Origin of the sequence: Pseudomonas sp. FeN3W, assembly GCA_030263805.2 — a bacterium.
Taxonomy (GTDB): domain Bacteria; phylum Pseudomonadota; class Gammaproteobacteria; order Pseudomonadales; family Pseudomonadaceae; genus Stutzerimonas; species Stutzerimonas stutzeri_G.
In genome coordinates, this window is the sequence record CP136010.1 from 1,860,033 (window position 1) to 1,873,721 (window position 13,689).

12 protein-coding genes are annotated in these 13,689 nt (G+C 65.5%); 6 read left to right on the forward strand and 6 right to left on the reverse strand.

Translation table 11 applies throughout. The annotated features are described in order from the left end of the window. Nucleotides 1–11 precede the first annotated feature (11 nt). Together siaD and gdhA are read left to right on the forward strand one after the other, a co-directional pair. The gene (gene siaD, locus P5704_008860) at nt 12–797 is read left to right on the forward strand and encodes a biofilm regulation diguanylate cyclase SiaD (protein WOF80568.1); all 786 of its coding nucleotides are present in this window, start codon (nt 12–14) and stop codon (nt 795–797) included. A 275-nt stretch (nt 798–1,072) separates the two neighbouring features. Next, nucleotides 1,073–2,410, forward strand: a complete 1,338-nt coding sequence (gdhA, locus tag P5704_008865) for an NADP-specific glutamate dehydrogenase (GenBank protein ID WOF80569.1) — start codon at nt 1,073–1,075, stop codon at nt 2,408–2,410. Between the two features lie 424 nt (nt 2,411–2,834). Here gdhA and P5704_008870 read toward each other — a convergent pair whose 3' ends face one another. Then, nucleotides 2,835–3,611 carry a ferredoxin--NADP reductase gene (locus tag P5704_008870; GenBank protein ID WOF80570.1) on the reverse strand — a complete coding sequence of 259 codons (777 nt, stop codon included), beginning with the start codon at nt 3,609–3,611 and terminating at the stop codon, nt 2,835–2,837. Nucleotides 3,612–3,708: 97 nt separating this feature from the next. Here P5704_008870 and P5704_008875 point away from each other — a divergent pair, with 97 nt between their 5' ends. From P5704_008875 to P5704_008885, 3 genes are all read left to right on the forward strand, one after another. After that, on the forward strand, nt 3,709–4,836 hold the full coding sequence (locus tag P5704_008875) for a class I SAM-dependent methyltransferase (protein WOF80571.1): 1,128 nt from the start codon (nt 3,709–3,711) through the stop codon (nt 4,834–4,836). After that, nucleotides 4,833–5,210, forward strand: coding sequence for a MerR family transcriptional regulator (locus tag P5704_008880; GenBank protein ID WOF80572.1), 378 nt, complete (start codon nt 4,833–4,835; stop codon nt 5,208–5,210). Before P5704_008875 ends, P5704_008880 begins: the two co-directional genes overlap by 4 nt. 233 nt (nt 5,211–5,443) lie before the next feature. Then, the gene (locus P5704_008885; GenBank protein ID WOF80573.1) at nt 5,444–5,848 is read left to right on the forward strand and encodes a carboxymuconolactone decarboxylase family protein; all 405 of its coding nucleotides are present in this window, start codon (nt 5,444–5,446) and stop codon (nt 5,846–5,848) included. A 65-nt stretch (nt 5,849–5,913) separates the two neighbouring features. On the opposite strand, the gene P5704_008890 is transcribed toward P5704_008885, so the two are convergent. Both P5704_008890 and P5704_008895 read right to left on the reverse strand, forming a co-directional pair. Further along, on the reverse strand, nt 5,914–6,969 hold the full coding sequence (locus tag P5704_008890; protein WOF80574.1) for a serine hydrolase: 1,056 nt from the start codon (nt 6,967–6,969) through the stop codon (nt 5,914–5,916). After that, nucleotides 6,966–8,045: a serine hydrolase gene (locus P5704_008895; protein WOF80575.1), complete on the reverse strand. Its 1,080-nt coding sequence runs from the start codon at nt 8,043–8,045 to the stop codon at nt 6,966–6,968. Before P5704_008895 ends, P5704_008890 begins: the two co-directional genes overlap by 4 nt. A gap of 144 nt (nt 8,046–8,189) precedes the next feature. Here P5704_008895 and P5704_008900 point away from each other — a divergent pair, with 144 nt between their 5' ends. Further along, nucleotides 8,190–9,428, forward strand: coding sequence for an acyltransferase (locus P5704_008900; protein ID WOF80576.1), 1,239 nt, complete (start codon nt 8,190–8,192; stop codon nt 9,426–9,428). Nucleotides 9,429–9,957: 529 nt separating this feature from the next. Here P5704_008900 and P5704_008905 read toward each other — a convergent pair. The 3 genes from P5704_008905 to P5704_008915 are packed head-to-tail and all read right to left on the reverse strand — an operon-like array spanning nt 9,958 to nt 13,651. Further along, nucleotides 9,958–12,159 carry a xanthine dehydrogenase family protein molybdopterin-binding subunit gene (locus P5704_008905; GenBank protein WOF80577.1) on the reverse strand — a complete coding sequence of 734 codons (2,202 nt, stop codon included), beginning with the start codon at nt 12,157–12,159 and terminating at the stop codon, nt 9,958–9,960. Next, the gene (locus tag P5704_008910; GenBank protein WOF80578.1) at nt 12,156–13,142 is read right to left on the reverse strand and encodes a xanthine dehydrogenase family protein subunit M; all 987 of its coding nucleotides are present in this window, start codon (nt 13,140–13,142) and stop codon (nt 12,156–12,158) included. The genes P5704_008905 and P5704_008910 overlap by 4 nt, the downstream gene beginning before the upstream one ends. Next, on the reverse strand, nt 13,139–13,651 hold the full coding sequence (locus P5704_008915; GenBank protein ID WOF80579.1) for a (2Fe-2S)-binding protein: 513 nt from the start codon (nt 13,649–13,651) through the stop codon (nt 13,139–13,141). Before P5704_008915 ends, P5704_008910 begins: the two co-directional genes overlap by 4 nt. Between the last annotated feature and the right edge of the window lie 38 nt (nt 13,652–13,689).

Below are 13,689 nucleotides of genomic sequence, written 5' to 3' on the forward strand. Positions count from 1 at the left end.
AGAAGGTCGATATGCGTGGGCCATCGCCGCTAGAGCAAGAGGTCATCAATCTCCTCGCCGATCCGCAGTTCGAGGGGCACCCGCTGAAAGAGGCCCTGAGCCAGCTATGGGGAGCCCACCATGATCTGCTGGGCCGCATCGAGCGCATCGCCCGCGTATCGGACGGCTACCAGAGCATCGCCCGCGAGCGCGAACTGAGCCTGGCTGCACGCTTCGACAAGCAGTTGCGCCAGCTGGAAAAGGTCGCGCGCATCTCCGACCGCTACCAGATGATGATGCAGGACCTGAATGCCTCGCTGCGCGAGGCCTCGACCCTCGACACCCTGACCGGCATCGCCAACCGCCGCCTGCTGACCGAGCGCCTGCGCGAGGAAAGCGAGCGCGCCAAACGCTACGGCCGGCCGCTGGCCATGGTCATGCTGGATATCGACCGCTTCAAGGTCATCAACGACGAATACGGCCATGAAGTCGGCGACCGCGTGCTGATCGAAGTGGTGCGTGTCATGGAATCGGAGATTCGCGAACACGACCTCTGCGGTCGCTGGGGCGGCGAGGAATTCCTCATCCTGATGCCGGAAAGCAATGCCGAGATGGCCTGCACGGTGATGCGCCGCCTCGGCGAAAGCATTGCCGCGCTCGGCGTGCGGGTGAACGATGACCTGCTGGGGGTCACCGCCAGCATGGGCATCGCCGAGCTGCGTCCCGACGAGACCTACTCGAGCACCATCAACCGCGCCGACATCGCGCTGCTGAAAGCCAAGCGCAGTGGTCGCAATCGCTGTGAGCTGGCCGAGTAGCCGTTATCCGGCGAAGCACAAAAATGACGCAACAAGTGCGACATTACGGTGCAGATAAAACAGCACGTCCGCTACCTGAAGCCATAAAAACCGTGAAACATAGAAACTAGACGCTCTAACCGAGCCAATATATTCAGCTCCATAACACCATCGAGCGCACCATTTGGCGGCATGCTAGACCCATGTCGCACTTCCGCGGTGCAAATCAGGTTTGTTACAGTCGTCGGCCAAAATTATTAATGACTGCCAACACGCGGTCGCCGAGGGCCTACCTGATGATCGAAACCGTTGATGCCTTTCTTGCGCGGTTGAAGCAACGCGACCCCCACCAACCCGAGTTCCACCAGGCGGTGGAAGAAGTGGTTCGCAGCCTCTGGCCCTTCCTCCAAGCCCATCCGCACTACATGCAGGCCGGCATCATCGAACGCATGGTCGAACCGGAGCGCTCGATCATCTTCCGCGTACCCTGGGTCGACGATCAGGGCCGTGTGCAGGTCAACCGCGGCTTCCGTATCCAGATGAACAGCGCCATCGGCCCGTACAAAGGTGGTCTGCGCTTCCATCCGTCGGTGAACATCGGCGTCCTCAAGTTCCTCGCCTTCGAACAGGTCTTCAAGAACTCCCTCACTTCCCTACCCATGGGCGGCGGCAAGGGTGGCTCGGACTTCAACCCGAAGGGCAAGAGCGACAACGAAGTCATGCGCTTCTGCCAGTCGTTCATGACCGAGCTGTACCGCCACATCGGCGCGGACCTCGACGTGCCGGCCGGTGACATCGGCGTCGGTGGTCGCGAGATCGGCTTCCTCTTCGGCCAGTACAAGCGCCTGTCCAACCAGTTCACCTCGGTGCTGACCGGCAAGGGCCTGGCCTACGGCGGCAGCCTGATCCGCCCGGAAGCCACCGGCTACGGTTGCGTGTACTTCGCCGAGGAGATGCTCAAGAGCAGCCACAGCAGCTTCGACGGCAAGCGCGTGGCGATCTCCGGCTCCGGCAACGTCGCGCAGTATGCCGCGCAGAAGGTCATGGAACTGGGCGGCCGGGTCGTCTCGCTGTCCGACTCGGGCGGCACCCTGCACTTCCCGGACGGCATGACCGCCGAACAGTGGCAATACCTGATGGACCTGAAGAACGTCCGCCGTGGTCGTCTCGAGGAGATGGGCACGCACTTCGGCGTGACCTACCTGGCAGACCAGCGTCCGTGGAACCTGCCGTGCGACATCGCCCTGCCCTGCGCCACGCAGAACGAACTGGATGGCGAGGACGCCCGCGCGTTGCTGAAGAACGGCTGCATCTGCGTGGCCGAAGGCGCCAACATGCCCTCGACCCTGGAAGCCGTCGACCTGTTCCTCGAGGCTGGCATCCTCTACGCCCCGGGCAAGGCCTCCAACGCCGGTGGTGTGGCCTGTAGCGGACTGGAGATGAGCCAGAACGCCATGCGCCTGCACTGGACCGCCGGAGAGGTGGACACCAAGCTGCACGGCATCATGCAGTCGATCCACCACGCCTGCGTCGCCCACGGTGAAGAGAACGGCCGGATCAACTACGTCAAAGGCGCCAACATCGCCGGCTTCGTCAAGGTCGCCGATGCCATGCTGGCCCAGGGCGTGGTCTAGGCCAGCCGCAAGCTTCAAGCGGCAAGAAAGAGCCCCTGCCGGATCGTCCGGTGGGGGCTTTTCGTTTGGGCGGCCCGCCCGGCCCGTGCCTGTTGGGCTTCGCTGCGCTCAGCGCCAACCTACCCATGTGCGTCCGATCGCCCAGGGGACATGGCCATGTCCATGCACAGCTTCCAGCTTCTGGCTAGGGCGTAGGTTTGGTTGAGGAGCGAAGCGACGAAGCCCAACACATCCTGCCCGTGCCTGTTTGAGCGTTTCCACGCTCCGCATGGGAACCATCGGGTCCCCAGTCACGTAGGGTGGAAAACGCGCGAGGCGCTTTTCCACGCGGGACGTGCAAGGGCAAGGCCATGCGCAGAACCGGCGCCGCTTGCGCGTGGACGGCTTCGGCCATCCACCCTACGCTCGAGGCTTGCCGCTGCCCCTACCAGTAGTTCTCCACCGCCACTTGTCCCGGCCTTCGGGTCAGGGAGAGGTTCAAATCGCGGGCCTTGAGGATGGCGCGGGTATCCTCGATCATCTGCGGGTTACCACAGAGCATGATCCGCGAATGCTCGGGCGTCAGCTGCAGATCGGCGGCGCGCTCCAGCTCGCCGTTCTCGATCAGTGTGGTGATGCGCCCGTGCAACGCACCGGGTACCGTTTCGCGCGTTACCACCGGCAGGTACAGCAGCTTCGAGCCCAGACCTTCGAGATACTCACGTTGCGGCAGTTCGGCGATCAGCTGCTGATAGGCCAGCTCACGCGCCTCGCGCACGCTATAGACCAGCACGATGCGCTCGAAGCGCTGCCAGGCCTCGAAGTCCTGCAGGATCGACAGAAACGGCGCGATCCCGGTGCCGGTGGCCAGCAGCCAGAGGTCACGGCCATCGGGAAAGCGATCCAGTGTCAGGAAGCCGAAGGCCTGCTTGTCCACCAGCAACTCGTCGCCGACCTCTAGCCGGCTCAGTTCGCTGGTGAATTCGCCGTCCGGCACCACGATGGAGAAGAAATCGAGAAACTCGTCGTGCGGCGCCGAAACCATCGAATAGGCGCGCCAGACGATGCAGCCGCTGGGTTTGCGCACACCGAGACGGGCGAACTGCCCGGCGGTGAAGCGAAAACCGGGGTCGCGGCTGGTACGCAAGGTGAACAGGTTGGGCGTCAGCGTCTGCACCTCGAGCAGGCGCTGGCGGGTGAACTTCTCTTCGCTGGCGGTCATACTTCGCTCCCTCCGAGCATCTTCGGGCCCACTGCACGCAGCGCCCGTATGAATCCTTGATACTCCTTTCCGACGCCGACAAACACCGCCAGTTCTCATGCCTATTCTCGACACCCCGTACGCCAGCCTCGACCTGATCCGCCAGCCGGAGCAGCCCAACGAGCCGTTGCAGGCCTTCGATGCGGCCGACGAATACCTGCTCGCCACGCTGCACGAACAGGGGTTACCGGCGACCAGCCGGGTGCTGATCCTCAATGACAGCTTCGGCGCCCTGGCCTGCTCGCTGGCCGCGCATGTCGAGGTGACCAGCAGCGGCGACTCGCATCTGGCCCATCTGGCGCTGCAGAAGAACCTGGCACGCAACGACCTGCCGGCCGAACGCGTGCGCTTCGTGCCGGCCAGCGAAGTGGCTCATGGGCCCTTCGACCGGGTGCTGATTCGCGTACCGAAAACCCTCGCCCTGCTGGAAGAACAGCTGATCCGCCTGCACGGCCAACTGGCACCGGGCGCGCAGGTGATCGCGGCGGCGATGATCAAGCACCTGCCGCGTGCCGCCGGCGATCTGCTGGAGCGGTACATCGGGCCGGTGCAGGCTTCGCTGGCGGTAAAGAAGGCCCGCCTGCTCACCGCCACGCCAAGCGCGAAACCGGCACCGCGGTCGCCCTACCCGACCCGCTACCGCCTGGACGCGCCGCCGCTCGAACTGCTCAACCACGCCAACCTGTTCTGTCGTGAAGGGCTGGACATCGGCACGCGCGCTTTCCTGCCGCATCTGCCGCAGGCACTTGGCGCGCTGCGTGTCGCCGACCTCGGCTGCGGCAACGGCGTGCTCGGCATCGTCTACGCGCAGGGCAACCCGCAGGCGCAACTGACGCTGGTGGACGAGAGCTACATGGCGGTGCAGTCGGCGCGGGAAAACTGGCAGGCGATCCATGGTCAGCGCCCGGTCGAGATTCGCGCTGGCGACGGCCTGGCCGAGCAACCTCCTGCCTCGCTGGACCTGGTGCTGTGCAATCCGCCGTTCCACCAGCAGCAGGTGGTCGGCGATTTCCTCGCCTGGCGCATGTTTACCCAGGCCAAGGCGGCGCTGGCCAAGGGCGGCGAGCTGTGGATCGTCGGCAACCGCCATCTCGGCTATCACCTCAAGCTCAAACGCCTGTTCGGCAACGCCGAGCAGGTCGCCGCCACACCGAAGTTCGTCATTCTGCGGTCGATCAAGGCATGAGCGAGGCGCCGGTCCGCCTGAGCATCCGGCAGTTCGCCGCACGCACCGGCCTGTCTGCCGACACGCTGCGCTACTACGAAAAGATCGGCCTGCTGCGCCAGGTCGCTCGCGACGCCAGCGGCTTTCGCGTCTATGGCCCGCGAGACCTGGAGTGGATCGGCTTCATCCTGCGCCTGAAAGACACCGGCATGGCGCTGGACGACATCATCCGCTATGCCGATCTGCGCGAACACGGCGATGCCACACTGGCAGCGCGCCAGGCGCTGCTCGAAGCACATGCGGCCCGGCTGCAGAAGCGCATTCAACGCGACCGTGAACATCTCGATGCGCTGCAGGCAAAGATCGCGCTGTATCGGCAACAAACTTCCGCTTGACCTGGAGCTGACTCCAACCCGCAGGCTTCTTCTAGGGTCTGTTCCCGTTTCGTCGCAGGCCGCGTAGCTGCGCCAAATGGCGCCAGGCAAGGCGCGGGGCGCAGGTAATGGTGGTTCCCTTGCCAAGTCCCGCAACGCCGCATGGCGCCATTTGCCGCGCAACCCGCAGGGCCGGGCCGGCGCGACCGCGTACGAAACGGGAGCAGCCCCTTGCCCATCAAGAGGAACGCTCCATGTCTGCATCGATCCGCTACACAGAAGGCCTGGCCAAGCTCGAAGAAATTGACGGCGAAGCCGGGCGCAAGGTCATCGACAGCCTGCAAGCCATCGCGCCGGACTTGGCGCGCTACGTGATCGAATTTCCGTTCGGCGACATCTATCAGCGCCCCGGCCTGGACCTCCCCCAGCGCGAGCTGGCGACCGTGGCGGCGCTTACCGCGCTGGGACACTGCCAACCGCAACTGGAAGTGCACGTTCACGGCGCGCTGAATGTCGGCTGCACACCCGAGCAAATCGTCGAAGTGGTCATACAGATGGCGGTTTATGCAGGCTTCCCGGTTGCCCTCAATGGCATGTACACCGTTAGAAAAGTGTTCGACGAGCGAGGCCTGTTGCCAGCAGGCCAACTCGATGAATGACAGATCGGCCGATGTGCAACGTCGGCGAGCGGATCGCACGTTCAGCGACAGCACATGCGCGGCGCTTAGTTCGGCCGCTCTTCGCTCAACAGCGCCTTGCTGATCGCCTGGCCGACCTGTTCGAACAGGCTGCCGGCTTCCTTGCCTTCGTCCAGGCCTTCGGCACAGGCCACCACGACGATCGCGCGGCTCTCGTCCTGCGGCTCGATCACGCCCACATGGCAGGCGCGCTCCAGCTGCGTGCCGGTCTTCTGGATGAAGGGCACATCCTCCGGCAGCCCGGCTTCGAGCCGGTAGTTGTCGTAGGAATCGAGCTTCATGAAGCCATACAGCAGATCGCGGCTCTCGGGCGACAGCAGCTCCCCGCGCACCAGTTTTTCCAGCATCGTGCCGTAGGCCACCAGACTGCTGGAGTTGAGCTTGCGCGCGTAGTAGCGCTCGTAGGCCTGCTCCATGCTCGCTGCCTTCAGCTCATCGGCCTGCAGGTTGAGTACCCGCGCCAGCGCCTCGTAACGCGGCTTGCTGAACGGCGCCGAGGCCAGTTCCACCAGCTGCATGTTGTCCAGCCGGGCGGCATCGGGATGCACCTCGCCGTACACGTCGCGGCGCACCTGGATGAAGCTGGTGATGGCCTCGAAGTCGCCGCCCATGCTCTTGCGGGTTCGCTGATTGAGCGCATCCTCGCCGACCAGCCGGATCAGCATGTTGGCCGCCGTGTTGTCGCTTTCGATGAGCATTTCCTTGAGCAGGTCACGCAGCGAGTAGTCGACGCCATTATCCTGCCAGACCAGATCGCCGGAGCCGTCCACCTTGTCCTCGGCTTCCAGCGTCAGCCGCTGATCGAGGCGAAACTCGCCATCGTCGACGCCCTGCAGCACGGCCAGAGCGATCGGCACCTTCACCGCCGAGCCCAGGTACCAGAAACGCTCGGCGTCGTAGCGCAGCTCGGCATCCTCGCCCAGATGCTTGATATAGACGCCGAGCTTGCCCGGTGACGCCTCGTCGACGCGACGCAGCTCCTGCTCCAACCCATCCTTCCAGGTCGCCTCGGCCTGTTCGGTGCAGGCCGTCAGGCCGGCCAGTGGCAACAGCAGAGCACCCAACACGATCAATCTGCTCATCTTCGAATCAACCCCGCTGCGGCGACAGCCTCGCCAGTGCCATGCAATGCCCGCTCGGCCTGGGCGGTGGAGGCCACCCCGCGCACGCAGGCGACGATGATCAGGCGCTGGGACGTCGAATCCGCCGCACCTGGTTGATCCACCAGCCCGGCATCGCAGATACGCGCGCGCTGGCTGCCGGTCTTGTGGGCGAACCCGGTGCCGGATGGCAGCCCGGCCTTGATTCTCCGCACGCCGGTCTCGACCCGGCGCATCACGCTCAGCAGATACTCGGTGCTTGCCGGGCCCAGCGCGATGCCGGCGTCCAGCGCCGAGAGCAGATCGCCATAGGCCTTCAGCGTGCCGGAATTGAACGGCGTGGCGTAGTAGCGCTCGTAAGCCTCGCCGAGGCTGATGGGCACCAGCGCGCTGCGCTCCACGCCGATCAGCCGCGGCAGCAACGCCAGGCGGCCGGCGTCGTTCGGCTGCCGCTTGAGGGCGAGAAAATCCTTGCCGGAAAGGGTGCGCGCCGCCGGATGCAGTTCGCCGTAGATCAGCCGCCGCACATCGGCCAGGGTGGTGATCGGCCCGAAGCCCTCCGGCACCAGCTCGCGGGTGACCGCATTGACCTGCTCGATGCCGACCAGCCTGATCAGCATGTCGCTAGCGGTGTTGTCGCTGTGGATCAGCATCTGGTCCAGCAGATAGCGCACGCTCAGCGCCTTGCCCGGCGCATGGCTGTTGGTCGGGCCGGCACCGTCGACGTAATCGCTGGCGAGCAGCGTCACCGGGCTGTCCAGCGTGAAGTCGCCCTGCTCGATACGGCGCATCACCGCGATGGCGATCGGCACCTTGACCGTCGAGGCCAGGTACCAGGCGCCCTCGCCATGGTAGGAGACCGAAATGCCGGTCTGCATGTCCTTGACGTAGACGCCCAACTGCCCCGGCGTCTGCCTGTCCACCTGCGCCAGGCGTGCCAGGAACGGACCGCTCCATTCGATACTGTCCTGCGCTACGGCGCGCTGGGCGACCGGCAGCGTGATCAGCAGCAGACACAGAGCGGCGAGCGATGAACGAAGCTGGGCGGACAACAACATGGGCCTCCGGATCGTATGGTGCATTTCCCACCTATCCGACCACCGGCGCCGGCGGCCGTGCGCCGCTTCCCGATTACCGGTGCAGCGCAACCGCTGGCGTCGCTGCGAGTCCGATGACTATCAACCGACGCAAGGAGTGCAGCAGTGGCGCGCACCGAACATTTCATCGGACTGGAGTGGCTGCGCTTTCTGCTGGCCATCTATGTCGTGCTGTTCCATACCGTGCACGCCTACGTCGAAGACGAGCCGACCTGGCTCTCGGAACTGGCCGGCGTCGGCTTTTTCGCCACCAGCAGCTTCTTCGTCCTCTCCGGCTTTCTGCTGGCACACGTCTATTGCCGGCAGGGCGAACTGCGCGAGCCGGCGCGACATTTCCTCGGCAAGCGCCTGGCCAATCTCTACCCGCTGCATCTGTTCTCCCTGCTGCTGACGGCCATCGTGCTGACCATCATCGCCAAGCTCGGCATTCCGCCGGACGACGCCAAGGCGAGCCTGCGCTACGTGGTCTACGACACCAACGAGGAGCTCAGCGGCGAGGCCCGCGACGCCCTCGAATACTTCATGAACAACCGCGAGCTGGCGTTCAACTTCATCCTGCAACTGCTGATGCTGCAGGCCTGGAACCCGCTGTACCTGACGTTCAACCCGCCGCTGTGGTCGATCTCCACGCTGTTCTTCTTCTACCTGTGCTTCCCACTGCTGGCACCGCGCCTGATGCGTCTGCGCCACAAGGGCTGGTGGCTGCTGGCGATCGCCACGCTCTACCTGCTGCCGCCACTGTGGGCGATCCAGCAGGATGCCTACGGCATTCCCGTCACCGGCATGTTGCACCGCATGCCGCTGCTGCGGCTGCCGGAATTTCTCGCCGGCATCCTGCTCTGCGGCCTGTTCCGCGAATGGCGAGCGGCCGGCGGGCAACTCGGCGTCGCGGCTCGGCTGGCGCTGGGGGCATTCGTGCTGGCCAGCTTCCTGGCAACGGTGTGGCTGCTCAAGGGCGAGCGCTACTGGTATTTCCTGCTGCACAACGGCCTGCTGCTGCCGGCGCAGCTGACGCTGGTCTGGCTCTGCGCGCTGATCGCCACACCACGCAGCGCCGCGGTGGTCAGTTGGTCGCAACGCCTGGGCGCGGCCTCGTTGCCGCTATTCGTACTGCATGTGCCGGTGTTCATTCTCTTCTCGCGCTCGGAGAAGCTGCTCGGGGTGGTGTCGGCGGAGTGTCTCGAGGACTGGGGCGATTGTGTGGTGCAGGCGGGGGAGCTGGCGCTGACGCCGGCGTTCTATCCGCTGTATCTGGGATTGTGCATCGTGATCTGCGTGCTGGCGCAGGAGCGGGCGGTGGTGCCGGTGAGGCAGTTCCTGCTGAGGCGGGTATTGAAGGTTTGATGCAGGGGCGCGTGAAGTCGCATGCCCATGCGCGCCAGAAATAGCGAAGAAAGATCGCGACCGAAAACCTACAGGCACACTCGGACCCCATTCCCAGTCAGGAGGCCGAGCGTAGGCGTTGCGTAGGGGGGCGCGAGGCAGGACGCCGAGCGAGGAGTGAAGGGACAGGGACGTCCCTTCGCGACGGCCCCCGGAGCAACGCCGGAGGGAGGGAAGTTTTGCGAAGCAAAACCCGGATGCCGGGTGGCCTTCTTTTTGGTTACTTTTTCTTGGCCAGACAAGAAAAAGTGACTCGCCCAGCAGGGCGAAAACCAAGCCGTCAGGCAACTCGTTATCCTCGTGACGACCCAGCAACCTTTTGCCGCACTGATGGGCTAAAGCCCCCCAAAGGGTCACGCTACCGTTCTGATGGTCCACACGCCCCGAACCAGAGGCCCACCGTGGCGTCCCCACGCAGCGTGGGGACGATCAGCGGCTCCATCTTCCGCAGCCGCAACGGCGGGCCGAAGCCCACCTAGCGCGCCGGCGACTACAGCAATTTATCCAGGGTAATCGGCAGGTCCCTCACCCGCTTGCCCGTCGCATTGTAGATCGCATTGGCCACCGCCGCCGCCACCCCGACGATGCCGATCTCCCCTACTCCCTTCGACCCCAGGTCATTGACCACCTCGTCGTGCTCCTCGACGAAGATCACGTCGATCTCGGGAACGTCCGCATTCACCGGGATGTGGTACTCGGCGAGGTTGTGGTTCATGTAGCGACCGAGCTTATGGTCGATCAGCGTCTCCTCGTGCAGCGCCTGGCCGATGCCCCATACCACACCGCCGACGATCTGATTGCCCGCGGTCTTCGGGTTGACGATGCGGCCCGCGGCGATCGCGCTGACCACGCGGCTGACCTTGATGGTGCCGAGCTCCTCGTCGACGCGCACCTCGACGAACACCGCCGAATGGGTTCCCGTCGCCCAGGCGTCGCGCTTCTCATCCGGCTTGACGCTGGCTTCGGCCTCCAATGCGCCGCTGACCTGGACGATATCGCGCAGCGCCACGCTATGTTCGCCGGATTTCAGCTGCAGCTCGCCATCGACGATCTCAACCGTCTCCAGGTTCGCGCCGGTAAAGGGCGAAGCCGGCGACTGCTGCACGGCATCCAGCAGCTTCTGCCGCAGGCCTTCGCAGGCGCGTTGCACCGCGCTGCCAACCGACGACACGGTGGCCGAGCCCCCTTCCAGCGGCGCCTGCGGCAGGCTGGAGTCGCCGAGGCGGAACTCCACATCGGCCATCGACAGGCCCATGGCATCGGCGGCGATCTGGGTCATCGCGGTGTAGGTGCCGGTGCCGATATCGGCGGTGGCGCTGGTCACCAGCAACCTGCCGTCGGCGTCGAGGCAGGCGCGAGCGGAGGCCGGCATCTGCATCGCCTCCCAGACACCGGTGGCCATGCCCATGCCGACCAGCTGATGGCCGTCGCGCAGGCTGCGTGGTTGCGTCGGGCGCCGCGACCAGCCGAAACGCTCGGCGCCCTGCTGGTAGCAGGCACGCAGTTCCTTGCTGGAATAGCGCTTGCCCTCGTTACCGTTGGTCTCGGTGTAATTGCGCAAGCGCAGCTCCAGCGGATCGATACCGATTTCATAAGCCAGCTCGTCCATCGCGCACTCCAGCGCATAGACGCCAATGGTCGCCCCCGGGGCGCGCATGTCCAGCGGGGTATAGACGTCCAGCGGCGCCAGACGGTAGCCGAGGCGCACGTTGTCACAGGCGTAGAGCATGCCGGACCACTCCACCTCATGTTCGGTGAAGTCCTCGAAGCGCGAGGTCTGGCCGATGGCCCTGTGCTCTATGGCCTGCAACCGCCCTTCGCCATCGGCGGCGAGCTTGAGCTGCTGGACGGTCCGCGGGCGATAGCCGAAGGTGAACATCTGCTGGCGAGTCAGCTCGACGCGCACCGCGGCCTTGAGCTTGAGCGCGGCCATTACCGCCAGCGGCAGCTGGTACTGCGGGCGCAGGCCGGAGCCGAAGGCACCGCCGACGAAGGGCGACAGCACGCGGATCTTGCCCTCCATGTCGAACACCTGCTCCAGGTAGCGCTGGCAGTTCTGCACGCCCTGGGTCTTGTCGTGGATCAGCAGCTCCCCGCCCGGCTGGTACTGGACGATGGAGGCATGCGGTTCCATCGGGTTGTGATGCTCGACCGGGGTACCGTATTCGCAATCGACGTGCTTTGCCGCTGCAGCGAACGCCGAGTCGAAATCGCCGCGCGGCTCCGGCGGCTCGGCCGGGGCGTCATGGGCCTGTTCGCGCGCCGCCTGCAGGTCGGTCTGGTGCGCTTCGACCTCGTATTCGATGCGCACCAGGGTCGCGCCGTGGCGCGCCAGCGCCTGGCTCTCGGCGACGACCAGCGCCAGTGGCTGGCCGCTGTAGAGCACGCGGTCGTTGTACAGCGGGCGGAACGGCGAGCCATCGGCGGCATCGTCGTCCTCGTAGGGCTCGTCGTAGCTGGCGATCGGCGGGCGGTTCTGATGGCTCAGCACCAGGCGCACGCCAGGCAGCGCTTCGGCCGCGGCGGCATCGATACGCTTGATCCGGCCGCGGGCGATGCTGCTCGACACCACGGCGCCATAGAGCAGCCCCGGCACCTCGGCTTCGGCGGCGTAGCAGGCCTTGCCGGTGACCTTGAGCGGACCGTCGACGCGGTCCAGGGGCTTGCCCAGTGGAGAGTTGGCGCTGTTCATCGGACGGTTCCTCCGGCGGCTTCGGTCAGTGCACGCACGATGGCGCGATGGGCCAGGTCGATCTTGAAGGCGTTGCCGACAAGCGGTTGCGCACCTTGCAGCAGGCGATCGGCCGCCGCGGCGAAGCTCGCCGGCCCGGCGCGCTGGCCGCTGAGCAAGTCTTCAGCGTCCTCCAGGCGCCAGGGCTTGTGCGCCACGCCGCCCAGGGCAATGCGCGCGCGGCGGATGACGTCACCATCGACCTCCAGCGCCGCGGCAACGGAGACCAGGGCGAAGGCGTAGGAGGCGCGGTCGCGTACCTTGAGGTAGGCACAGTGGCTGGCGAAGCCCTCCACCGGCAGCTCGATGGCGGTGATCAATTCGCCTTCGACGAGTACGTTGTCCTGCTGTGGCTGGTCGCCTGGCAGGCGATGAAAGTCCACCAGATCGACCCGCCGCTGGCCATGCGGCCCTTCCATATGCACCCGGGCATCCAGCGCCGCCAGCGCCACGCACATATCCGACGGATGCACGGCGACGCAGGCCTCGCTGGCGCCGAGGATGGCGTGGATGCGGTTGAGCCCGTCGCGTGCGCCGCAGCCGGAACCCGGCTCGCGCTTGTTGCAGGGCGTGGCGGTGTCGTAGAAGTAGTAACAACGGGTGCGCTGCAGCAGGTTGCCGCCGGTGCTGGCCATGTTGCGCAGCTGCGGCGATGCCCCGGCGAGAATCGCCTTGCTCAGCAGCGGATAGCGCTGTTCGATCTGCGGATGCCAGGCCAGGTCGGCGTTGCTCACCAGCGCCCCGATGCGCAGGCCGCCCTCGGCGGTCTGCTCGATCTCGCGCAGCGGCAGGCCGTTGATGTCGATGAGCTGGCCGGGCTGCAGCACGTTCTCTTTCATCAGATCGAGCAGGTTGGTACCGCCGGCGATGTAGCGACTTTGCGGCCCGTGCAGGGCGATGGCCTGGTCGATGCGCTCCGGGCGCTGATAGCTGAACGGCGTCATTGCGCACCCTCCTGGCCGCGCAGTGTCGGCAGTGCGTCTTCGATGGCGGCGAGGATGTTCGGGTAGGCGCCGCAGCGGCAGAGGTTGCCGCTCATGTGTTCACGAATCTCGTCGCGGCTGCTAGCGCGGTTCTCCGCCGCGAGCCCGGCCGCCGAGCAGATCTGCCCCGGCGTGCAATAACCGCACTGGAAAGCATCGTGCTTGACGAACGCGGCCTGCAGCGGATGCAGCGTCGCATCGCTGGCCAGGCCCTCGATGGTGGTCAGGCTCGCGCCGTCGTGCATCACCGCCAGGGTCAGGCAGCTGTTGATACGCCGACCGTCGAGCAGCACCGTGCAGGCGCCGCACTGGCCGTGATCGCAGCCTTTCTTGGTGCCGGTCAGGCCAAGCTGGTCGCGCAGCAGGTCGAGCAAAGTGGTCCAGGGTTGCACCTGAAGCTCACGGCGTTCGCCGTTCAGCTCCAGGCTGATGGTGCAGGTTTGGCCTGCAGCTGAAGTATTTTCGCTCATGGCAGCCTCACGGTTTGGGCGTTGGTATGCGCTGTCCG

Coding starts and splice junctions, on each gene's coding strand:
- P5704_008895 (WOF80575.1), bottom strand. CDS start 8,045: ATGTTGTTGTCCGCCCAGCTTCGTTCATCGCTCGCCGCTCTGTGTCTG.
- siaD (WOF80568.1), top strand. CDS start 12: ATGCGTGGGCCATCGCCGCTAGAGCAAGAGGTCATCAATCTCCTCGCC.
- P5704_008875 (WOF80571.1), top strand. CDS start 3,709: ATGCCTATTCTCGACACCCCGTACGCCAGCCTCGACCTGATCCGCCAG.
- P5704_008905 (WOF80577.1), bottom strand. CDS start 12,159: ATGAACAGCGCCAACTCTCCACTGGGCAAGCCCCTGGACCGCGTCGAC.
- P5704_008870 (WOF80570.1), bottom strand. CDS start 3,611: ATGACCGCCAGCGAAGAGAAGTTCACCCGCCAGCGCCTGCTCGAGGTG.
- P5704_008880 (WOF80572.1), top strand. CDS start 4,833: ATGAGCGAGGCGCCGGTCCGCCTGAGCATCCGGCAGTTCGCCGCACGC.
- gdhA (WOF80569.1), top strand. CDS start 1,073: ATGATCGAAACCGTTGATGCCTTTCTTGCGCGGTTGAAGCAACGCGAC.
- P5704_008890 (WOF80574.1), bottom strand. CDS start 6,969: ATGAGCAGATTGATCGTGTTGGGTGCTCTGCTGTTGCCACTGGCCGGC.
- P5704_008885 (WOF80573.1), top strand. CDS start 5,444: ATGTCTGCATCGATCCGCTACACAGAAGGCCTGGCCAAGCTCGAAGAA.
- P5704_008910 (WOF80578.1), bottom strand. CDS start 13,142: ATGACGCCGTTCAGCTATCAGCGCCCGGAGCGCATCGACCAGGCCATC.
- P5704_008915 (WOF80579.1), bottom strand. CDS start 13,651: ATGAGCGAAAATACTTCAGCTGCAGGCCAAACCTGCACCATCAGCCTG.